This window comes from Streptomyces sp. NPDC048514 (assembly GCF_043199955.1).
GTDB lineage: Bacteria > Actinomycetota > Actinomycetes > Streptomycetales > Streptomycetaceae > Streptomyces.
This window is the reverse complement of sequence record NZ_JBICWT010000016.1, coordinates 82,771-101,995: the sequence shown is the minus strand read 5'-3', so window position 1 is coordinate 101,995 and position 19,225 is coordinate 82,771. Positions and strand designations below refer to the sequence as shown.

Genomic DNA, 19,225 nt, shown 5'->3' with positions numbered 1-19,225 from the left:
CGGGGCCCCGGAGATCCCCGTGGCCCGGGGAACCGGCGGCCGGCTCAGGGCCGGCTGAACACGCCGTTCAGCCAGTCCTGCCAGGCCGTCTCGTTCTCCCGGGCGTCGGCGTCCGGCGCGAAGTCGTGCACGCTGATGCCGAGCGGTGCACCCCAGTGCCCACGTCCGAAGAAGCGGATGAGGGCGTCGTCGGTGCGCAGCCCGATGAAGTACGGATTGCGGTAGTCGAGCACGGCGTCCAGGGTCCGCCCGCCGGGGCCCCGGGCCCGGACCTTCGTCCCCGCGGCCGTGTCGTCCGCCAGGCCGAGCGCGCGGCCGGCGGCGGCCAGCGCTCGCGGGCTCCGGGTCACCTCGGGGCCCTCCAGCTGGGCGAAGGTGACCGGGCGGGGCGCGAAGCGCGTGAGGTACTCGCGCAGGGTGTGCAGGTAGAAGTTGGTGTGCTTGCTCGCGCCGTCGTACTGGTTGTTCCAGTCGTCGGTGAAGATGCCGCTGTGGACATAGCGCACCCAGGCCCGGCGGCCGTCGTCGCGGGGCTCGATGGTGTGGTCGAGCTGGTTGAGCGACTGGCCCGGGAAGCCGACGTCCTCGCTGCGGTTGGTGTAGCGGTGGGGCGGGTCCCAGGCGGTGACCGTCGAACCGAAGGGGCCGCTGCCGCCCTCCCGGGGCTCGGGCGGGTCCATCGGCCACAGGTAGCCGCCGGTTCCGGTGGTGATCGCCTCCCACACCTTCTCGGGTGGGACGTCGACCTCGAACTCGCGGACGATCTCGAACTCCTCGGACATCGCGGGCTCCTGCTCAGCTTTCGACGGTGGGCCGGTTCTTGACCGTGGGATGCAGCGCGACGACGATCCGGTGGTCGCGGCCGCCTTCGGCGCCGGGGGCGTCGTACCTGCGGATCAGCGCGCTCACGCCCGCCGTCAGCTCCTGCACGAAGGCCGCGCGGTCGGCCGCGGAGGCGAAGCGGACCTCGCCGTCCAGGGCGTAGGTCGCCAGCCGCTTGCGCGCCTTGCCGGCGCCGGTGATCAGCTCACCGACGTCCCGCACCAGGCGGGCGCCGAGCGCGAGCAGCCAGCGTGCGGAGAGCTGGTCGCGGAAGCGGTCCGGGTCCGGCTGCACGGCGGGCAGGGCGGCGGGCGAGATGACGTACGACGCGGCCGTCGCGCGCATCAGCCGCTCGGTGACGTTGCCCTTGCGGCGCTCCCCGGCCAGTTCGACCAGACCGTGCCGCTCCAGCGTCTTGAGGTGGTAGTTCACCTTCTGCCGGGGCAGACCGACCTTGCCGGCCAGCATCGCCGCGGAGGCGGGTTCGGCGGCCAGCTCGGCGAGCAGCCTGGCCCTGGTGGGGTCGAGCGATACGGCCGCCGCTTCAGGGTCCTCGATCACGGTCACGTCCAGCATGCGCTCACCCTCCCACCGAAAACTTTTCTTGTCCAGACGGACTGAGTTTTCGGTGGGAGGGTGAGCGGAGCGGGAGGGAGCCGCGGTGTCGCCCGGGCCTTCGCTCAGCGCCCGTGGCGGCGACGGCGCCAGGCGATGCCGGCCGTCACCGCGGCCGCGCCCAGGACGCCGACGGCGATGACCGGGCCCGGGTGGCGCAGTCCCGTGCGCACCGCGCCGCGCAGCGGCTGCGGGACGGCGCCCTCCATCGCGTGCCCGGCGCGGCCCGCCCTGTGCTCTGCGGCGTGCCCGGCCCGGCCGGCCCGGTCCCGGACGGCATGCCCGGCCTGGGACGCCCGGTCCTGCATGACGTGGCCGGTCCTGGCCGCCCGGTCCTGCATCGCGTGCCCGGTCCTGGACGCGGTGCCCTGAACGGCGTGCCCCGCGTGGGTGGCGCTCGCGCGCAGCTGGACGGTCATGGCGCCGGCCTTGTCCCTCAGGTCGGCGGCCCGTGCGCGGGCCCGGCCCTTTACATCGGCCTTCCCGACCAGCTGGGCGACCGTCTCGCCGAGTTGGCTCCTGGTCTGCTCGATCTGCTGCCGCAGCTCGTCGGGGCCCTTGGCGCCCGAGCCGTGCGGAATCCTGTGCTTCATCGGTGTGCCCTTTCCCTGATCGCGTCGACTCGCATCGGCGTCCACCCTGACGCCGCCTCGTACGGGTTCGCAGGGAACTCCGGCTCCGCTCCGTACGGAACACGGGTACCCGGCGTGCGGCCCCTCAGCACGGAACGCGGGTACCCGGCATGCGGCCCCTCAGCCGTGGTCCGGTCCCTCGGCACCGTGTTCCCCGAGGCGGGCGGGTTGTGCCCGGAACCAGTCGAGACGCGCCTGCAACGGCGCCGCCTCCGCGGCGGGTTCGGGCACACCGGGACCGGATCCGGCGGTCAACTCGGCGGGCGGCTCCGCCGTGCCGCGGAGGGGGAAGCCGCAGTCGCGCGGGCGGGCCGTGCCGGCGGCCGTGGAGGCGCGGGGCCTGGTCGAGCACCCCGTACCGCAGCGCACCGCCCTGGGACACGCCCGTGAAAGCCGCCCGGGTGCCGTCCCCGGACAGCACCGGGTGGGCGATCCCGCATCCCGTCGGCGGCTCCGTCGGGCGTTCCACCGGGAGCCGCGGTCCCATCGGGCCGCCGGTACCTCATGGCGGCCCGGCTCCGCCGGTGCGGACACCGTCCCCGGCGAGCCGGGGCTCCCCCTCGCCGACGGGCGGCCGTTCCTCGGCGACTCCGGTGGCCGGTGCCTTGCCCAGCTTCATGGCGCCTCCCATGACCTGGCGTCGGTGACCCCTCGGCCATAGTGACCCATACCGCGCCGAAGTGACACAGGATCATCGGCCACGGTCGACAGGAATTCAGAGATGCTTATCAATACTGTCCAGAAAGTTTAAGTTGAACTACGACATGGCGATGCCGAGACTGTTCCCATGACGAGCACCCGCAAGCCCGCCCCGCCCTTCGGCCGCACGCTCTGCGCGATGATCACGCCGTTCACCGAAGGGGGCGCGCTCGACCTGGGCGGAGCCCGGCGCCTGGCCGCCCGGCTGGTCGGGGAGGGCTGCGACGGGCTGGTCCTCAACGGCACGACGGGCGAGTCCCCGACCACCACGGACACGGAGAAGGCCGAGCTGGTCTCGGCCGTCCGGGACGCGGTCGGCGACGGGGTCACGCTGGTCGCGGGCGTGGGCACGTCCGACACCCGGCACACGGCCGAACTGGCCCGCGCGGCGCAGAAGGCGGGCGCCGACGGCGTCCTGGTGGTGACGCCGTACTACAGCAGGCCGCAGCAGGAGGCCGTGGCCGCCCACTTCCTGGCGGTGGCCGACGCGAGCGGGCTTCCGGTCATGCTCTACGACATCCCGGGCCGCACCGGCACCCGGATCGAACCGGACACGATGATCCGGCTCGCGGAACATCCCCGGATCGTCGCCGTCAAGGACTGCTCCTACGACTTCCTCGGCGCCCAGAAGGTCCTCGCGCAGACGGAGTTGGCGTACTACGCCGGTTGCGACGAGCACGTGCTCGCGCTGTACGCGGTGGGCGGCGCGGGCTGCGTGAGCACCGTCGGCAACGTGGCACCGGCCCACATCGCCGCCGTCCTGGACGCCTTCGACGCGGGCGACACCGGCCGGGCGAGGGAACTCCAGCTGAAGGCCACGCCGTTGATCGAGGCGATGAGCGGCGCGGGTCTGCCGGGCACGGTCGGCGCGAAGGCCCTGCTGGCGCGCCTCGGCCTGCCCGCCGGCCCGGTGCGCGCCCCGCTGCTGCCGGCGGACCGGGAGACGTCCGACGCCCTGCTGGCACTGCACACCCGCCTCATGACCGAGGCCCCGCTCACACCCTGACCACCGCGGGGCGGCGCGGCGACGGCGGCCCGGTCAGGGGCGCGGGGGCGACGAACGCGGCCGGAGTCGGGGCCGTAGCCCACCTGGGGGATGCCGGGATGCAGTGCGTGCACGTTTCCGTACGGTCGGTTACAGGGACGGGAGGTGCCCGGCCCACATGCCGGGAGGTTCGCCATGCGCCGCATCAGCTCGACACTCGCCATACTCTCCGCCGCCGGACTGCTCACGGTCGCCGTCACCGGCTCGGCCTTCGGCGCGAACGGATCCCTCGTGATCAACGGCGTGCCCCACGCCGCCCCGAAGGGCTGCTTCGAGATTCCTGCGCTGTCGACCGTCTTCAACCTCACGGACGTGCCCGCCCTGGTCCACAACGTTCCGGGCTGCGCAGGCGGGTTCATCCACATCATCAACCCCGGGCTGGCGGAGCAGGTGCCCGGAACGCACAGCATCTTCATCCGCTGACCGACGGACGCCGTGGCTTCCGTGGCCCGGACTCCCCCGCTGCCGTGGCTCCCGTGACCGGGCCTCCCGACGGCGTCGCCGCACGGCGACGGCCGGCAGCCGTGTAGGGACCGGGGCACGAGGCGGGCCCCGGCCGGGCCGGGTGGAGAACGAACTTCCTGAAGCGGTGCTCACGCGCGAGCGCCCTCCCGGGCCGTCCTCGGTCCGTGGAAGGGCGCTCGATGGCGACCGGCGTCGACAACCGACACAGGTCGGCAGCAGGTCGGGGCGTTGAGCGATGCGGCGGCCGCAGCTCACGGCCGCCCGCGATCAGTTGTGGCTGTGCAGGATGTCGTTCAGGCCGCCCCAGACCGCGTTGTTCGGGCGGGCCTCGACCTTGCCGGTGACCGAGTTGCGGCGGAAGAGGATGTTGGAGGCGCCGTTCAGCTCGCGGGCCTTGACGATCTGCCCGTCGGGCATGGTGACCAGGGTGCCCGCGGTGATGTACAGGCCGGCCTCGACCACGCACTCGTCGCCCAGCGCGATGCCGACGCCCGCCTCGGCGCCGACCAGGCAGCGCTCGCCGATGGAGATGGTCACGTTGCCGCCCCCGGACAGGGTGCCCATGGTGGAGGCGCCGCCGCCGATGTCGGAGCCGTTGCCGACCACGACGCCCGCGGAGATCCGGCCCTCGACCATGGAGGTGCCGAGGGTGCCGGCGTTGAAGTTGACGAAGCCCTCGTGCATGACCGTGGTGCCCTCGGCGAGGTGGGCGCCCAGGCGCACCCGGTCGGCGTCGGCGATGCGGACACCCTTCGGGGCGACGTAGTCCGTCATGCGCGGGAACTTGTCGATCGAGGTCACCTGCAGGTGCAGGCCCTCGGCGCGGGCGTTCAGCCGCACCTTCTCGACGTCGTCCACGGCGACCGGGCCGAGCGAGGTCCAGGCGACGTTCGCGAGGTGGCCGAAGATGCCGTCCAGGCTCTGGCCGTGCGGCTTGACGAGGCGGTGCGAGAGCAGATGCAGGCGCAGGTAGACGTCGTGCGCGTCGATCGGCTTCTCGTCCAGCGAGGCGATGACCGTGCGGACCGCGACCACCTCGACACCCCGGCGGCTGTCCGGGCCGGCCGCCGCGGTCGCGCCGCCGCCCAGCAGCTCCGCCGCCCGCTCTGCGGTCAGCCGCTCGGTGCCGGCGGGGCCCGGCTCGGCGACCAGCTCGGGCGCCGGGAACCAGGTGTCGAGAACGGTGCCGTCGGAGGCGATCGTGGCGAGGCCGGCGGCCACGGCGCCGGTGGTGCGGGAAGCAGAGTCGGTCATGGGGGAAAACCTAACGTGGGCGGGGTCGCGGAGGCCAACCGCCGCCGGGGGCGTCTCAGGTGCCGGGCGCGGTTTCAGGGGATCAGCCGAGCCAGTGCCTCGCGCGCGTACTCCTCGTCGTACGAACCGCCCGTCAGCAGCACCTGCAGGCAGATGCCGTCCATGAGCGCCGGCAGGGCCCGTGCCGTCACCGGGTCCACCCGCGCGGCCAGCCGCTCGGCCGTCTCCTCGGTCCACTGGGCGGCGACGGGCCGCAGGGCGGGACGGCGGAGCGCCGCGAGATACAGCTCGTACTCCAGCTCGGCGCCGGGCCGGTCGCCGCCCAGCCACTCGCCGAGGACCCTGGCGAGACCGGCCGCGAGGTCGCCGTCGGTGTCCTCCAGCACCCCGCTGTCGCCGAGGGCCCGGGCGAAGCCCTCGTTCGCCTGGCAGAGGGCGGCCACCAGCAGGTCGTCCAGGGTGGCGAAGTGGTAGGTCGTGGAACCGAGCGGTACGTCGGCCTCGGCGGCCACGGACCGGTGACTGAGTCCGGCGATGCCGTCCCGGCCGGCCACGCGGATCGCCGCGTCGATGATCCGCCGGCGCCGTTCGGGGTCGTAGCGGCGGGGCATCAGTGCGTCGCCCCGCCCAGGTTCAGGACCACCACTCCGCCGATGATCAGCAGCACACCGGCGACCTTGGTCGCGCTCAGCCCCTCGCCGAACAGCAGCAGGCCGAGGACGGCGATGGCCGCGGTGCCCACCCCGGACCAGATCGCGTACGCCGTGCCGATCTGCACGGTCTGCAGCGTCCGGGCGAGCAGCGCGAAGGAGACGACGTAGCCGAGAGCGGTCAGGAGGGAGGGCCAGAGTCTGCTGAACCCCTCGGTGTACTTCATCGCCGTGGTGGCGGCGACCTCGGCGGCTATGGCGCCGGCGAGCGTCAGATAACCCATGTGTACGAGCGTACACAACGGATAGGTACCGGCGTACACAACCCGAAAGTCACACTTTCGGGGAAGGTGCTCGGCGAAACGGCCCCCGGACGGGATCGGGATCGCTAGGGTCCAGCCCTCGACACCACACTTTCGCCACACATCACTCACCTCACCCTCACGCCCCCGGCTGGTCCCCGGGCGGCGGCGGAGAAGCACACATGTCTGAAGACACCAGCCGTCCCCCGCAGCCGGAACCCCGGGAGGAGCGGCCGGGTACCTCCCGGGCCTCCCGCGTCCGAAAGCTCTGGCCCGTCGGCGTACTCGTCCTGGCGGCCGTCGTCGCCTGCGTGACCGTGACGACCCTGAACGACCGGGCCCCGGAGGACAAGAGGGCCTCGGCCGCGGGCGGTGCACCGGCGGCGCAGGGCAAGACGCCGCTCGCGCCCGGCGCGCCCGGCGCGCAGTCCCCGTCCCCCGTGCCCTCCGGGTCCGCCACGCCCTCCTCCCCCGGCAGGTCCGCCACCGAACAGGGCGGTTCCGCCCGGCATCCGGGAAAGCGCAGGTCCGTCCGCTCCCTCAACCACCCCGACCGCTACTGGCAGGTCGCCGGCGGTCAGGTGAAGGTCGATCCCGTCACCTCGCCGGCCGCCCGCCGCGCCGCCACCTTCACCCTGGTCGAGGGCCTCGCCGACGCCCGGTGCTACTCCTTCGGCACGGCCGACGGCCGCTTCCTGCGCCACCGGGACGACGGACTGCGCGCCGATCGCGACGACGGCTCGCACGCGTTCGGGCGCGACGCCACCTTCTGCCCGCGCCGCTCCACCTTCGCCGGGGCGACCCTGCTGGAGTCGGCCGACCGCCCGGGCCGCTTTCTGCGCCGGCAGGACCACCGGCTCCGGCTCGCCGCTGCGCAGAACACCGACCTCTACCGGGCGGACTCGGCGTTCCTGCTGGTGGACGGGCTGGGCTGAGCATGCGAAAGCGGCGGCACCCGGACGGGTACCGCCGCTTCACGCGCGAGGAGCGCTCGGATTCCGCGCGGAGTGCCCGGATTCAGGCGCGAGAAGTGCTCAGACGTTGAACCCGAGCGCCCGGAGCTGCTCGCGGCCGTCATCCGTGATCTTGTCCGGGCCCCACGGCGGCATCCAGACCCAGTTGATGCGCAGCTCGTTGACGAGGCCGTCGGTGGCGGACTTGGCCTGGTCCTCGATGACGTCCGTCAGCGGGCAGGCCGCCGACGTCAGGGTCATGTCGATGGTGGCGATGTTGGCCTCGTCGACGTGGATGCCGTAGATCAGGCCGAGGTTGACGACGTCGATGCCCAGCTCGGGGTCGACGACGTCCATCAGGGCCTCGCGGAGTTCCTCCTCCGAGGCCGGCTTCGTCTCCACGGTGTCGCTCATACGGTCTTCCTTTCGGCGTCGGCGCCGTCCAGTGCCTGGGCCGTCGCGTCCTTCCACGCCATCCAGCTCAGGAGGGCGCACTTGACCCGCGCGGGGTACTTGGAGACACCGGCGAACGCGACCGCGTCCTCCAGGATCTCCTCCATCGCGTCGTCCGGCTCGATCCGGCCCTTGGACTGCATCAGCTCCAGGAAGGTCTCCTGGATCTTCTGCGCGTCGGCCAGTTCCCTGCCGACCAGGAGTTCGTTCAGCACGGAGGCGGAGGCCTGGCTGATCGAGCAGCCCTGGCCCTCGTACGAGACGTCCTCGATCGTCGTGCCGTCGTACTTCACGCGAAGGGTGATCTCGTCGCCGCACGTCGGGTTCACGTGGTGGACCTCGGCGTCGCCATCCCGCAAGCCCCGCCCGTGCGGGTGCTTGTAGTGGTCCAGGATGACTTCCTGGTACATGGAGTCCAGCTTCACTGTCTCAGCTCACGTCCCTCAGCCGAAGAAGTTCCGTACGTGCTCCAGCCCGTCGACCAGTGCGTCGATCTCGGAGGGCGTGGAGTACAGATAGAACGACGCTCGCGTGGTCGCGGGAATTCCGTAGCGCAGGCAGACGGGGCGCGCGCAGTGATGGCCGACGCGGACCGCGATGCCCTGCTCGTCGAGGACCTGGCCCACGTCGTGCGGGTGGATGTCGCCGAGTGTGAAGGAGATCGCGGCCCCGCGGTCCTCGGCCGTGGTGGGGCCGATGATCCGCAGGTCCGGGACCTGTGCGAGCCGCTGGACGGCGTACTCCGTCAGCGCGTGCTCGTGGGCGAGGATCTTGTCCATGCCGATCGAGTTCAGGTAGTCGATCGCGGCACCGAGACCGACCGCCTGGGCGATCGGCGGGGTGCCCGCCTCGAACTTGTGCGGCGCCGGGGCGTAGGTGGAGGAGTGCATCGAGACGGTCTCGATCATCTCGCCGCCGCCCAGGAACGGGGGCAGGTCCTCCAGCAGCTCCTGGCGGCCCCACAGGACGCCGATGCCGGTCGGGCCGCACATCTTGTGGCCGGTGAAGGCCACGAAGTCGGCCTGGAGGGCCTGCACGTCCAGCGGCATGTGCGGGGCGGCCTGGGAGGCGTCGATGCAGACGAGCGCGCCGACCTCCTGCGCACGGCGGACTATCGCCTCGACCGGGTTGACCGTGCCCAGGATGTTCGACACCAGCACGAAGGAGACGATCTTCGTCTTCTCGGTGATGACCTCGTCGATGTTGGACAGGTCGAGCCGGCCGTCGTCGTCCAGGCCGAACCACTTCAGCTTCGCGCCCGTGCGCTGCGCCAGCAGCTGCCACGGCACGATGTTGGAGTGGTGCTCCATCTCCGTGATGACGATCTCGGTCTCGTGGTCCACGCGGTAGGGCTCGTCGGCCCAGCCCAGCATGTTCGCCACGAGGTTCAGCGACTCGGAGGCGTTCTTGGTGAAGATCACCTCGTCGCGGCTGGGCGCGTTGACGAACTCCGCGACCTTGTCGCGCGCGCCCTCGTACAGCGCCGTGGCCTCCTCGGCGAGCACATGCACACCGCGGTGGACGTTGGCGTTGTAGCGCTCGTAGTACTCGCTCAGGGCGTCCAGTACCTGGCGCGGCTTCTGCGAGGTCGCCGCGTTGTCCAGGTAGACGAGCTTCCGGTCGTCGTGGACCAGTCGGTCCAGGATGGGGAAGTCCTTGCGGATCGCCTCTGTGTCGAGGAGGCCCGGCAGCTGTGTCACGCGGATACGCCACCCTTCGTGTATGCCTCGTAGCCCTCGTTCTCCAGCTTGTCGGCCAGCTCGGCGCCGCCGGACTCGACGATGCGGCCGGCGGAGAAGACGTGGACGAAGTCGGGCTTGATGTAGCGCAGGATGCGCGTGTAGTGCGTGATCAGGAGGGTGCCGACCTCGCCGGTCTCGCGGACGCGGTTGACGCCCTCGGAGACGATGCGGAGCGCGTCGACGTCCAGGCCGGAGTCGGTCTCGTCGAGGATCGCGACCTTCGGCTTGAGCAGCTCGAGCTGGAGGATCTCGTGCCGCTTCTTCTCACCGCCGGAGAAGCCCTCGTTCACGTTGCGCTCGGCGAAAGAGGGGTCCATGTTGAGGCGCTCCATGGCCTCCTTGACCTCCTTCACCCAGGTGCGCAGCTTGGGGGCCTCGCCGCGGACGGCGGTGGCGGAGGTGCGCAGGAAGTTGGAGACCGAGACGCCGGGGACCTCGACCGGGTACTGCATCGCCAGGAAGAGGCCGGCGCGGGCGCGCTCGTCGACGGACATCTCCAGGACGTCCTCGCCGTCGAGCAGCACGGTGCCGCCGGTGATCGTGTACTTCGGGTGACCCGCGAGGGAGTAGGCGAGGGTCGACTTGCCCGAGCCGTTGGGGCCCATGATGGCGTGCGTCTCGCCCTGCTTCACGGTGAGGTCGACGCCCTTGAGGATCTCCTTCGTGGCGTTGTCGGCCTCGACGGTGACGTGCAGGTCTCGGATTTCAAGCGTTGCCATGGGTGCCTCAGGACTCCTGGGTGACGGAGACGAGAACGTCGTCCCCTTCGATCTTTACGGGGTATACGGGGACGGGGCGCGTCGCGGGGAGGCCGGACGGCTTTCCGGTGCGGAGGTCGAAGGAGGAGCCGTGCAGCCAGCACTCGATCTGGCAGTCCTCCACCTCGCCCTCGGAGAGGGAGACGTTCGCGTGGGAACAGATGTCGTGGATCGCGAACACCTCGCCCTCGGTCCGCACGACCGAGACCGGCGTGCCGTCGAGTTCCACCCGCTTCGGGGTGTCCTCGTCCAGCTCACTCAGCCCGCAGGCGCGTACGAAGGTCATGCGACCGAGGCCTCCAGCTCCTCCGCGATCTTGGCGAGCAGGCGCTCCTCGATGTCGGCGACACCGATCTGCTGGACCAGCCCGGCGAAGAAGCCGCGGACCACCAGGCGGCGGGCCTCGTGCTCCGGGATGCCGCGGGCCATCAGGTAGAAGAGCTGCTCGTCGTCGAAGCGGCCGGTGGCGGAGGCGTGACCGGCGCCGACGATCTCGCCGGTCTCGATCTCCAGGTTCGGCACCGAGTCGACGCGCGCGCCGTCCGTGAGGACGAGGTTGCGGTTCATCTCGTAGGTGTCGGTGCCCTCGGCCTTCGCCTCGATCAGCACGTCGCCGATCCACACGGCGTGCGCGCTCTCGCCCTGCAGCGCGCCCTTGTACATGACGTTGGACTTGCAGTGCGGGGTGTTGTGGTCGACGAGGAGGCGGTGCTCCTGGTGCTGGCCGGAGTCGGTGAAGTACAGACCGAACAGCTCGGCCTCGCCGCCGGTACCGGCGTAGGCGACGCGCGGGTGCAGGCGCACCAGGTCGCCGCCGAAGGTGACCACGAACGACTTGAAGGTGGCGTCCCGGCCGATCAGCGCGTTGTGCTGGCCCACGTGGACGGCCTTGTCGTCCCAGTCCTGGACGGAGATGACGGTCAGCTTGGCGCCGTCGCCCAGGATGTAGTCGACGTTGGCGGCGAGCACGGCGTCACCGGTGTGGTCGATGACGACGACGGCCTCGGCGAAGGCCTCCAGCTCCACGACCTGGTGGCCGTAGGCGACCCCGCCCTCGCCGTGCACGGCGATGCGGATCGGCTCGGTGAGCACCGTCTCCTTGGGGACGGTGACCACGCCGGCCTTCTCGAAGGCCGAGTAGGCCTGGGCGGCGACGCGGTCCACCGGGGCGCCGGCCCTGCCGATGCGGGCGTCGTCGCGGCCGACGGTCTCGACGCGCACACCCTCGGGGGCCTGGACGTCCACCTTCACGCCGTCGCCGGTGGCGACCGCGGTGCCGTCGTGCAGCCCGCGCAGCCGCTCCAGCGGCGTGAACCGCCACTCCTCCTCACGGCCGTGGGGGACGGGGAAGTCCGCCACGTCGAAGGACGGGGGCGCGCTCATGCGCGTGGCGACGGTCGACTCGGCGGCCACCGCGATCTGGCCGGCGGTGGTGGATCCGACCGGGTAGTTCTGAGCCTCAGCCATGGCTGTCGGTCTGCTCTCTTTCCTGCGTCAGTTTCGCTGGCTGTCGTCCGGAAGTGCGGGGCCTCAGCCGACCGCGCCTTCCATCTGCAGCTCGATCAGCCGGTTGAGTTCGAGGGCGTACTCCATGGGCAGCTCCTTGGCGATCGGCTCGACGAAGCCGCGCACGATCATCGCCATCGCCTCGAACTCGCTCAGACCGCGGCTCATCAGGTAGAAGAGCTGGTCCTCGGAGACCTTGGAGACGGTCGCCTCGTGGCCCATGGACACGTCGTCCTCGCGGACGTCCACGTAGGGGTACGTGTCGGAGCGGGAGATGGTGTCGACGAGCAGCGCGTCGCACAGCACGTTCGACTTGGATCCGGCCGCGCCCTCGCCGATCTCGACCAGACCGCGGTAGGAGGTACGGCCACCACCGCGCGCCACCGACTTGGAGACGATGTTGGAGGACGTGTTCGGCGCCATGTGGACCATCTTGGAGCCGGCGTCCTGGTGCTGGCCCTCGCCCGCGAAGGCGATGGAGAGCGTCTCGCCCTTGGCGTGCTCGCCCATCAGGTAGACGGCCGGGTACTTCATCGTCACCTTGGAGCCGATGTTGCCGTCGATCCACTCCATGGTCGCGCCCTCGTACGCCACGGCGCGCTTGGTGACCAGGTTGTAGACGTTGTTCGACCAGTTCTGGATGGTCGTGTAGCGGCAGCGGGCGCCCTTCTTCACGATGATCTCGACGACCGCGGAGTGCAGGGAGTCCGACTTGTAGATCGGCGCGGTGCAGCCCTCGACGTAGTGGACGTAGGCGTCCTCGTCGACGATGATCAGCGTCCGCTCGAACTGGCCCATGTTCTCCGTGTTGATGCGGAAGTAGGCCTGGAGCGGGATCTCGACGTGCACGCCCTTCGGCACGTAGATGAAGGAGCCGCCCGACCACACGGCGGTGTTCAGCGAGGCGAACTTGTTGTCACCGACCGGGATGACCGTGCCGAAGTACTCCTTGAAGAGCTCCGGGTGCTCCTTCAGGGCGGTGTCGGTGTCCAGGAAGATGACGCCCTGCTCCTCCAGGTCCTCGCGGATCTGGTGGTAGACGACCTCCGACTCGTACTGGGCGGCGACGCCGGCGACCAGGCGCTGCTTCTCGGCCTCGGGGATGCCCAGCTTGTCGTAGGTGTTCTTGATGTCCTCGGGCAGGTCCTCCCAGGACTCCGCCTGCTTCTCCGTGGAGCGCACGAAGTACTTGATGTTGTCGAAGTCGATGCCGGAGAGGTCCGAGCCCCAGTTCGGCATGGGCTTCTTGTCGAAGAGCCGCAGGCCCTTGAGGCGCAGCTTCGTCATCCACTCCGGCTCGGCCTTCTTGCCCGAGATGTCGCGGACGACGTCCTCGTTCAGGCCACGGCGCGCGGACGCACCAGCCACGTCGGAGTCGGCCCAGCCGTATTCGTACTTGCCCAGGCCCTCGAGTTCGGGGTGAGCAGTCTCCGTGGGGAGAGTCATGCGGGGTTCCTCCCGGCCGTACTTGCAGGTGCGTCAGTGGAAATCTTGGGGATGAACGTCGTGCAGACGCCGTCGCCGTGCGCGATGGTCGCCAGTCTCTGGACGTGGGTACCCAGCAGCTCGGCGAAGATCTCGGTCTCCGCCTCGCACAGCTGCGGGAACTGTTCCGCGACGTGGGCGACCGGGCAGTGGTGCTGGCAGAGCTGCTCGCCGACCGGTGCGCTCCGCGCCGTAGCAGCGTACCCGTCGGCGCTCAGCGCCTTGGCCAGCGCTTCGGCGCGTTTGTCGGGGCTCACGCTCTCGATCGCCTGGCGGTACGCGCCCGCCTGGGCGGCGATCCGGGCGCGGGCGAAGGCGGCGACCGCCTCCGGCCCGCCCTCGCGCTCGGCGATCCAGCGCAGGGCGTCCGCGGCCAGCTTGTCGTACGACTGGTCGAAGGCGTCGCGGCCGCAGTCGGTGAGCGCGAAGACCTTGGCCGGGCGGCCACGGGTGCGCGTGCCGTACACCCGCTGCTCGCGGGCCTGCACGACGTCGTCGGCGACCAGCGCGTCCAGGTGGCGCCGGACGGCCGCCTGGGTGAGCCCCAGCCGGCCGGCGAGATCGGCGACGGTCGACGGGCCGTGGTCCAGGATCGACCGCGCGACCCGGTTGCGCGTCGAATGATCCGACCGCGACCCGGCCGCGAGCTCCTCCTGGGGGGTCCCCATCGGGGTCTCCCGAGCCTCGCCGACGTTTTTCACAACGCCATTGTTGCGTAATTCCTCGGAGCCTGACAAGCGGCGTCCGGATCATCGACCGGTGCCCTGCGTCACTTAGGTATACCTAATCTGACCTGCGGAAACGATCTTCTGATCGATCATCTCCGCACGTCGGCGCGGTTTACGCGCTGGCGCCGCGAGCCTCCTTCCGGAAGACTCCCGGGCCATGTCCACACCCCCTCCGACCGGCCCTCTCGTCACCCGGGACGCAGTCGCTGCACAGCTGCGGATGCTTGGAGTGGAGAGTGGCGAGACCCTCCTCGCACATTCCTCGCTCAGTTCCCTCGGCTGGGTCAACGGAGGCGCCGTCGCCGTCGTCCAGGGCATCCTCGACGCGCTCGGGCCGCGCGGCACCCTCGTGGTCCCCACCCAGACCGGTGACCAGTCCGACCCGGCCGTGTGGGGGAACCCGCCGGTCCCCGAGGAGTGGTGGGAGCGCATCCGGGCCACCATGCCGCCGTACGACCCGCTGATCACCCCCACGCGCGGAGTCGGCGTCGTCCCCGAGACGCTGCGGACCTGGCCCGGCGCGCTGCGCAGCGCCCATCCGCAGACGTCCTTCGCGGCCGTCGGCCCACAGGCGCGGGAGATCACCGAGGGCCATGCGCCCGACTGCCGGCTCGGCGAGCGCAGCCCGCTGGCCCGGCTGGAGAAGCTGGGCGCCCGGGTGCTGCTCCTCGGCGCGGGCTACGACGCCTGCACCGGCTTCCACCTCGCCGAGTACCGGACGCCGTCGCCCCGCGTAGAGGTCGGCCGGCCCGCTCCCGGCGGCGGCTGGGAGACGGTCGTCGAGGTCTCCATCACCTCCGACCGCTTCGACGAGCTGGGGCACGACTTCGAACGGGACCGGCCCGTCCTGCGGGGGAAGGTGGGCGCGGCCGAGACACGGCTGTTCCCGCTGGCGGACGCGGTGGCCTACGCCGAGCGCTGGCTGCCGCTGCACCGCCCCCGTCCCGAGCAGTTCCGCCACCCCCGCGCCTGAACGGCAAGCGGTCTCCCTAGACTCTGGACCCATGCGAAGTGAGCCCGTGGTCCAGGTCCAGGCCCTGGTGAAGCGGTACGGCACGAAGACCGCGGTGGACGGCCTCGACCTGGCGGCCCAGGCCGGAGTGACGGCCGTACTCGGCCCCAACGGGGCGGGGAAGACGACCACGATCGAGACCTGCGAGGGGTACCGGAGGCCGGACTCCGGCACGGTGCGCGTCCTGGGCCTCGACCCGGTACGGAACTCCGCCGAGCTGCGGCCCCGTATCGGCGTGATGCTCCAGTCGGGCGGTGTGTACTCGGGCGCCAGAGCCGACGAGATGCTGCGTCACGTCGCCGGACTGCACGCGCACCCGCTGGACGTGGACGCGCTGATCGAACGGCTGGGCCTCGGCTCCTGCGGCCGGACCGCGTACCGGCGGCTGTCCGGCGGCCAGCAGCAGCGGCTCGCGCTCGCCATGGCCGTCGTGGGCCGCCCGGAGCTGGTGTTCCTGGACGAGCCGACGGCCGGCCTCGACCCGCAGGCCCGCCGGGCCACCTGGGACCTGGTGCGGGACCTGCGTGCCGACGGCGTCGCGGTGATCCTCACCACGCACCACATGGACGAGGCCGAGCAGCTCGCCGACGACGTGGCGATCATCGACGGCGGCCGGGTCATCGCCCAGGGCTCCCCGGAGCAGCTGTGCAGGGGCGGCGCCGAGAACACCCTGCGCTTCACCGGCCGTCCCGGGCTCGACGTGGGCTCCCTGCTCAAGGCGCTCCCGGCCGACTGCACGGCCGCCGAGCTGACCCCGGGCGCCTACCGTGTGACCGGCAAGGTCGACCCGCAACTGCTCGCCACGGTGGCCTCGTGGTGTGCCCAGCACGGGGTGATGCCGGACCGGATCTCGGTGGAGCGGCACACCCTGGAGGACGTCTTCCTCGAACTGACCGGCAAGGAGCTGCGCTCATGACCACCGCCTCGGGCACCTACACCCCGAAGCCGGGCGCCGCGCCCCTGTCCCGCATGATCACGTCGCAGGCGGTGCTGGAGACGAAGATGCTGCTGCGCAACGGCGAGCAGCTGCTGCTGACGGTCGTGATCCCCACCCTGCTGCTGGTGCTGTTCAGCTCCGTGGACGTCGTCGACACCGGCACGGGCAAGGCCGTGGACTTCCTCGCGCCGGGCATCCTGGCCCTGGCCGTGATGTCGACGGCGTTCACCGGGCAGGCCATCGCGACCGGCTTCGAGCGCCGCTACGGCGTCCTGAAGCGGCTCGCGTCCTCCCCGCTGCCCCGCTGGGCCCTGATGGCCGCGAAGACGGCGTCCGTGCTGGTCACCGAGGTCCTCCAGGTGATCCTGCTGACGGTGATCGCCTTCGCGCTGGGCTGGTCCCCGCACGGTGACCCGGTCGCCGTGCTGCTTCTGCTGGTCCTCGGCACGGCCGCCTTCTCCGGGCTCGGACTGCTGATGGCGGGCACCTTGAAGGCCGAGGCCACGCTGGCCGCCGCCAACCTGGTGTTCCTGCTGCTGCTCGTGGGCGGCGGGGTGATCGTCCCGCTGGAGAGGTTCGGCTCGGCCGGACAGCACGTCCTCGGGCTGCTGCCGATCTCGGCCCTCTCGGACGGCCTGCGCGACGTGCTCCAGCACGGCGCCGGGATGCCGTGGGGCGACCTGGGCGTCCTCGCGGTGTGGGCGGTGCTCGGGCTGGCGGCCGCGGGCAGGTTCTTCCGCTGGGAGTGAGCCCCCTCGGCCGGGCGCGACCCGCGTGACCACGCTTGGGGCGACCCTCGTGAACGCGCCTGGCACGACCCGCGTGACCACGCCTGGCACGACCCTCGTTACCACGCCTGGGGCGACCCGCGTGACCACGCTTGGCGCGACCCTCGTGACCACGCCTGGCACGACCCGCGTGACCACGCTTGGGGTGACCCTCGTGAACGCGTGCACAAGCGGCGGCCTACCATGGTGCGCGTGCCAAAGCTGACCCCCGCCGACGCCCAGGCGGCCCTGCGTAATCCGCTCGCCTTCATCGCCGACCGGTGGACCCCGGACCCCCGGACCGTCCGGCGGGCGGCGCTCGCCGCGCTCGTCATGTCGGTGGTCATCGTCGTCACCGGCGGCGCCGTACGCCTGACCGGCTCCGGCCTGGGCTGCCCGACCTGGCCGACCTGCACCGACGACTCGCTGACCACCACCCGGGAGATGGGCTTCCACGGGATCGTCGAGTTCGGCAACCGCATGCTGACGTACGTGCTGTGCGCGGCCGTCGGCTGGGCCATCGTCGCGGCCCGCTCCGAGAAGCCGTGGCGGCGCGGACTGACCCGGCTGGGCTGGGCGCAGTTCTGGGTGGTCATGGGCAACGCGGTGCTCGGCGGCATCGTGGTGCTGGTCGGCCTCAACCCGTACACGGTCGCCGCGCACTTCCTGCTCTCCACGGCCCTGATCGCCGTCGCGACGGTGACGTGGCAGCGCACCCGCGAGGGCGACACCGCGCCGCGTCCGCTGGTCGGCAAGGCGGTGCAGCAGCTGGTGTGGTTCCTGGTGGCCGCGACCGTGCTGCTCATCGCGGTGGGCACGGTGGTGACCGGTGCCGGACCGCACGCGGGTGACTCCAGCGAGGTGGACCGCATCCACATCGACTGGGAGACCGTGGCCAAGCTGCACGCGGTGCTCGCCTGGATCGTGGTGACGCTGACCTTCGCGCTGTGGTTCGTGCTGAAGGCGGTGGACGCGCCCGCGGGACCGCTGGCGCGGACCCGGGAGCTGTTCCTCGTCCTGCTCGCCCAGGGCGTGATCGGTTACGCGCAGTACTTCACGCATCTGCCCGAGGTCCTGGTCGGCCTGCACATGCTCGGCTCGTGCCTGATCTGGATCGGCGTCCTGCGCGTCCTGCTGTCGCTGCGCGAGCGCCCGGCGGCCGGCCTGGACCTGCCCGGCCCCGCGGCCGAGATGACGGTCGGCACGCGCGCCTGATTCACCCGTACGGGGTGACCGGCGAGGGGACGTGCCGGTCCAGCCCGTACACCCGGCACGCGTTGTCCGCCGCGAGCATCCGGGCGACCCGCTGGGCGTCCTCCAGGGACCAGGCGCCCTCGGCGACCCAGGTGCCCAGGACCCGGCCCAGGGCCTCGCGGAACAGGCGGGCCCCGACGACGTGCAGTTCGGGCAGGCCGTGGGCGCCGGTGGAGAAGAGGATCTTGCCGAAGGGGGCCAGCTCCAGGATCTCCGCGAGGACCGTGGCCGCGCGGGCGCCGGTGCGGACGAGCGCGGCGCCCGAGTCGGCGTAGACGTGCGGGAAGACACCGGCCAGATGGGCGGCGTGGCGGTGGTACGGGTAGCCGTGCAGCAGGATCAGATCGGTGCCGAGGCCGGCCGTGGCCCGCACGAAGTCGGTGAGCAGCACCGGATCCGTGCGGTCGGTACGGGCGCCGACCTCGCCGAGCCCGGCGTGCAGTTGCAGTGGCAGCCCGGAGGCGACCGCGATCCACAGCAGATGCCTGAGCAGGACCGGATCGGTCAGCGGGCCGCCGACCCGCCGGCCGGTCAGCCAGCGGCCCGCCGCGCCCCGCACCTCCCCCGCTCCCGGTGGCTCGGGAGCCAGGGCCAGACCGTGCCGGAGGCCGGCGACCGAGGTGAAGGCGACCGCGTTCGCGGCGGCGCCGTGTACGGACTCGGCGAGGTTGGCGAGGAAGGACTCCACGGTGCCGGAGGTGTCGGCGACCTGCTCCGCCAGCAGTTCGAGACGGACGACCTCGCGCGCCACCGCGCCGCCGTCACAGGCCATCTCGGCGGGGCCGGTGAGGTCACCGGGCAGGCCGGTGTCGACGAGGTAGGTGGTGATCCCGCTGCCCCGCAGCAGCCGGCGGCCCGCTTCCAGGACGCCCAGTTCCCGGCGCCGGGCCAGATAGCGGGCGGGCGGGCAGTGCGGTTCCAGGCCGAGCAGGGGCGGGCACCAGCGCCGTACCGCGAAGCCCGTCTGGGTGTCGAAGAGGGTGGTGCCCGGCGCCGGCGGTCCCTCGGTGCGGGCCAGTTGGGCCTCGAAGGTGCCGAGGCCCAGCTCGGTGCGCAGCACTCCGTGGCAGTACTGGTCCACGAGGGACGGCGTTTCGATCATTCCGGCTCCCGTGAGGACGCGCTGTGCTGCCTTGCCCGTCCTAA

22 protein-coding genes are annotated in these 19,225 nt (G+C 71.6%); 7 read left to right on the top strand and 15 right to left on the bottom strand.

The features are described 5' to 3' along the window. Positions 1-44: 44 nt before the first annotated feature. From ACGFT2_RS31375 to ACGFT2_RS31365, 3 genes are all read right to left on the bottom strand, one after another. Complete coding sequence (locus tag ACGFT2_RS31375; RefSeq protein WP_393284864.1) at positions 45-782, bottom strand: SRPBCC domain-containing protein; 738 nt, start codon at positions 780-782, stop codon at positions 45-47. Positions 783-795: 13 nt separating this feature from the next. Next, positions 796-1,398 carry an ArsR/SmtB family transcription factor gene (locus ACGFT2_RS31370; protein WP_393284862.1) on the bottom strand — a complete coding sequence of 201 codons (603 nt, stop codon included), beginning with the start codon at positions 1,396-1,398 and terminating at the stop codon, positions 796-798. A gap of 104 nt (positions 1,399-1,502) precedes the next feature. Continuing rightward, positions 1,503-2,030: a DUF3618 domain-containing protein gene (locus ACGFT2_RS31365; protein ID WP_393284860.1), complete on the bottom strand. Its 528-nt coding sequence runs from the start codon at positions 2,028-2,030 to the stop codon at positions 1,503-1,505. A gap of 826 nt (positions 2,031-2,856) precedes the next feature. Between ACGFT2_RS31365 and dapA the strand changes: the two genes are divergently transcribed. Next, positions 2,857-3,774, top strand: a complete 918-nt coding sequence (gene dapA, locus ACGFT2_RS31360) for a 4-hydroxy-tetrahydrodipicolinate synthase (RefSeq protein ID WP_393284858.1) — start codon at positions 2,857-2,859, stop codon at positions 3,772-3,774. Positions 3,775-3,948: 174 nt separating this feature from the next. After that, on the top strand, positions 3,949-4,236 hold the full coding sequence (locus ACGFT2_RS31355; protein ID WP_393284856.1) for a hypothetical protein: 288 nt from the start codon (positions 3,949-3,951) through the stop codon (positions 4,234-4,236). Between the two features lie 309 nt (positions 4,237-4,545). On the opposite strand, the gene dapD is transcribed toward ACGFT2_RS31355, so the two are convergent. The 3 genes from dapD to ACGFT2_RS31340 form a co-directional block, all read right to left on the bottom strand. After that, the gene (dapD, locus tag ACGFT2_RS31350) at positions 4,546-5,532 is read right to left on the bottom strand and encodes a 2,3,4,5-tetrahydropyridine-2,6-dicarboxylate N-succinyltransferase (RefSeq protein ID WP_393284853.1); all 987 of its coding nucleotides are present in this window, start codon (positions 5,530-5,532) and stop codon (positions 4,546-4,548) included. Positions 5,533-5,606: 74 nt separating this feature from the next. Further along, positions 5,607-6,143, bottom strand: coding sequence for a TetR/AcrR family transcriptional regulator (locus ACGFT2_RS31345; protein WP_393284850.1), 537 nt, complete (start codon positions 6,141-6,143; stop codon positions 5,607-5,609). Then, positions 6,143-6,466: a DMT family transporter gene (locus ACGFT2_RS31340; protein ID WP_393284847.1), complete on the bottom strand. Its 324-nt coding sequence runs from the start codon at positions 6,464-6,466 to the stop codon at positions 6,143-6,145. The genes ACGFT2_RS31345 and ACGFT2_RS31340 overlap by 1 nt, the downstream gene beginning before the upstream one ends. A gap of 200 nt (positions 6,467-6,666) precedes the next feature. On the opposite strand from ACGFT2_RS31340, the gene ACGFT2_RS31335 reads away from it, so the two are divergent. Beyond that, entirely contained in the window at positions 6,667-7,419 is a 753-nt protein-coding gene (locus tag ACGFT2_RS31335) for an AbfB domain-containing protein (protein ID WP_393284844.1), read from the top strand. Between the two features lie 99 nt (positions 7,420-7,518). On the opposite strand, the gene ACGFT2_RS31330 is transcribed toward ACGFT2_RS31335, so the two are convergent. From ACGFT2_RS31330 to ACGFT2_RS31295, 8 genes are all read right to left on the bottom strand, one after another. Beyond that, entirely contained in the window at positions 7,519-7,851 is a 333-nt protein-coding gene (locus ACGFT2_RS31330) for a metal-sulfur cluster assembly factor (protein ID WP_353604701.1), read from the bottom strand. Next, positions 7,848-8,315: a Fe-S cluster assembly sulfur transfer protein SufU gene (sufU, locus tag ACGFT2_RS31325; protein WP_393284841.1), complete on the bottom strand. Its 468-nt coding sequence runs from the start codon at positions 8,313-8,315 to the stop codon at positions 7,848-7,850. The genes ACGFT2_RS31330 and sufU overlap by 4 nt, the downstream gene beginning before the upstream one ends. Before the next feature lie 18 nt (positions 8,316-8,333). After that, complete coding sequence (locus tag ACGFT2_RS31320) at positions 8,334-9,590, bottom strand: cysteine desulfurase (protein WP_393284839.1); 1,257 nt, start codon at positions 9,588-9,590, stop codon at positions 8,334-8,336. Next, positions 9,587-10,351 (bottom strand): Fe-S cluster assembly ATPase SufC, encoded by a 765-nt coding sequence (gene sufC / locus ACGFT2_RS31315; RefSeq protein WP_393284837.1) that lies wholly within the window; start codon positions 10,349-10,351, stop codon positions 9,587-9,589. Before sufC ends, ACGFT2_RS31320 begins: the two co-directional genes overlap by 4 nt. Positions 10,352-10,358: 7 nt before the next feature. Then, complete coding sequence (locus ACGFT2_RS31310; protein ID WP_393284834.1) at positions 10,359-10,676, bottom strand: non-heme iron oxygenase ferredoxin subunit; 318 nt, start codon at positions 10,674-10,676, stop codon at positions 10,359-10,361. Next, complete coding sequence (sufD, locus tag ACGFT2_RS31305) at positions 10,673-11,857, bottom strand: Fe-S cluster assembly protein SufD (RefSeq protein WP_393284832.1); 1,185 nt, start codon at positions 11,855-11,857, stop codon at positions 10,673-10,675. The genes ACGFT2_RS31310 and sufD overlap by 4 nt, the downstream gene beginning before the upstream one ends. Before the next feature lie 63 nt (positions 11,858-11,920). Then, entirely contained in the window at positions 11,921-13,342 is a 1,422-nt protein-coding gene (sufB, locus tag ACGFT2_RS31300; protein WP_393284830.1) for a Fe-S cluster assembly protein SufB, read from the bottom strand. Further along, on the bottom strand, positions 13,339-14,082 hold the full coding sequence (locus ACGFT2_RS31295) for a helix-turn-helix transcriptional regulator (protein WP_393284827.1): 744 nt from the start codon (positions 14,080-14,082) through the stop codon (positions 13,339-13,341). Before ACGFT2_RS31295 ends, sufB begins: the two co-directional genes overlap by 4 nt. Positions 14,083-14,266: 184 nt before the next feature. On the opposite strand from ACGFT2_RS31295, the gene ACGFT2_RS31290 reads away from it, so the two are divergent. The 4 genes from ACGFT2_RS31290 to ACGFT2_RS31275 all read left to right on the top strand — a co-directional run bounded on the left by ACGFT2_RS31290 (position 14,267) and on the right by ACGFT2_RS31275 (position 18,040). Continuing rightward, a complete protein-coding gene (locus ACGFT2_RS31290) occupies positions 14,267-15,082 on the top strand; it encodes an aminoglycoside N(3)-acetyltransferase (protein ID WP_393284824.1) in 816 nt (271 codons plus the stop codon). A gap of 31 nt (positions 15,083-15,113) precedes the next feature. Continuing rightward, positions 15,114-16,037 carry an ABC transporter ATP-binding protein gene (locus ACGFT2_RS31285; RefSeq protein ID WP_393284821.1) on the top strand — a complete coding sequence of 308 codons (924 nt, stop codon included), beginning with the start codon at positions 15,114-15,116 and terminating at the stop codon, positions 16,035-16,037. After that, positions 16,034-16,807 (top strand): ABC transporter permease, encoded by a 774-nt coding sequence (locus tag ACGFT2_RS31280; protein ID WP_393284819.1) that lies wholly within the window; start codon positions 16,034-16,036, stop codon positions 16,805-16,807. The genes ACGFT2_RS31285 and ACGFT2_RS31280 overlap by 4 nt, the downstream gene beginning before the upstream one ends. 222 nt (positions 16,808-17,029) lie before the next feature. Continuing rightward, on the top strand, positions 17,030-18,040 hold the full coding sequence (locus ACGFT2_RS31275) for a heme A synthase (RefSeq protein ID WP_393284816.1): 1,011 nt from the start codon (positions 17,030-17,032) through the stop codon (positions 18,038-18,040). A 1-nt stretch (position 18,041) separates the two neighbouring features. Here the strand turns inward: ACGFT2_RS31275 and ACGFT2_RS31270 are convergent, their stop codons facing one another. Then, complete coding sequence (locus ACGFT2_RS31270; RefSeq protein WP_393284814.1) at positions 18,042-19,181, bottom strand: amidohydrolase family protein; 1,140 nt, start codon at positions 19,179-19,181, stop codon at positions 18,042-18,044. Positions 19,182-19,225: the final 44 nt, after the last annotated feature.

Coding starts and splice junctions, on each gene's coding strand:
- dapA (WP_393284858.1), top strand. CDS start 2,857: ATGACGAGCACCCGCAAGCCCGCCCCGCCCTTCGGCCGCACGCTCTGC.
- dapD (WP_393284853.1), bottom strand. CDS start 5,532: ATGACCGACTCTGCTTCCCGCACCACCGGCGCCGTGGCCGCCGGCCTC.
- ACGFT2_RS31370 (WP_393284862.1), bottom strand. CDS start 1,398: ATGCTGGACGTGACCGTGATCGAGGACCCTGAAGCGGCGGCCGTATCG.
- sufC (WP_393284837.1), bottom strand. CDS start 10,351: ATGGCAACGCTTGAAATCCGAGACCTGCACGTCACCGTCGAGGCCGAC.
- sufB (WP_393284830.1), bottom strand. CDS start 13,342: ATGACTCTCCCCACGGAGACTGCTCACCCCGAACTCGAGGGCCTGGGC.
- ACGFT2_RS31275 (WP_393284816.1), top strand. CDS start 17,030: ATGGTGCGCGTGCCAAAGCTGACCCCCGCCGACGCCCAGGCGGCCCTG.
- ACGFT2_RS31290 (WP_393284824.1), top strand. CDS start 14,267: ATGTCCACACCCCCTCCGACCGGCCCTCTCGTCACCCGGGACGCAGTC.
- ACGFT2_RS31365 (WP_393284860.1), bottom strand. CDS start 2,030: ATGAAGCACAGGATTCCGCACGGCTCGGGCGCCAAGGGCCCCGACGAG.
- ACGFT2_RS31330 (WP_353604701.1), bottom strand. CDS start 7,851: ATGAGCGACACCGTGGAGACGAAGCCGGCCTCGGAGGAGGAACTCCGC.
- ACGFT2_RS31375 (WP_393284864.1), bottom strand. CDS start 782: ATGTCCGAGGAGTTCGAGATCGTCCGCGAGTTCGAGGTCGACGTCCCA.
- ACGFT2_RS31355 (WP_393284856.1), top strand. CDS start 3,949: ATGCGCCGCATCAGCTCGACACTCGCCATACTCTCCGCCGCCGGACTG.
- ACGFT2_RS31285 (WP_393284821.1), top strand. CDS start 15,114: ATGCGAAGTGAGCCCGTGGTCCAGGTCCAGGCCCTGGTGAAGCGGTAC.
- ACGFT2_RS31280 (WP_393284819.1), top strand. CDS start 16,034: ATGACCACCGCCTCGGGCACCTACACCCCGAAGCCGGGCGCCGCGCCC.
- ACGFT2_RS31270 (WP_393284814.1), bottom strand. CDS start 19,181: ATGATCGAAACGCCGTCCCTCGTGGACCAGTACTGCCACGGAGTGCTG.
- ACGFT2_RS31335 (WP_393284844.1), top strand. CDS start 6,667: ATGTCTGAAGACACCAGCCGTCCCCCGCAGCCGGAACCCCGGGAGGAG.
- sufD (WP_393284832.1), bottom strand. CDS start 11,857: ATGGCTGAGGCTCAGAACTACCCGGTCGGATCCACCACCGCCGGCCAG.
- ACGFT2_RS31310 (WP_393284834.1), bottom strand. CDS start 10,676: ATGACCTTCGTACGCGCCTGCGGGCTGAGTGAGCTGGACGAGGACACC.
- ACGFT2_RS31340 (WP_393284847.1), bottom strand. CDS start 6,466: ATGGGTTATCTGACGCTCGCCGGCGCCATAGCCGCCGAGGTCGCCGCC.
- ACGFT2_RS31345 (WP_393284850.1), bottom strand. CDS start 6,143: ATGCCCCGCCGCTACGACCCCGAACGGCGCCGGCGGATCATCGACGCG.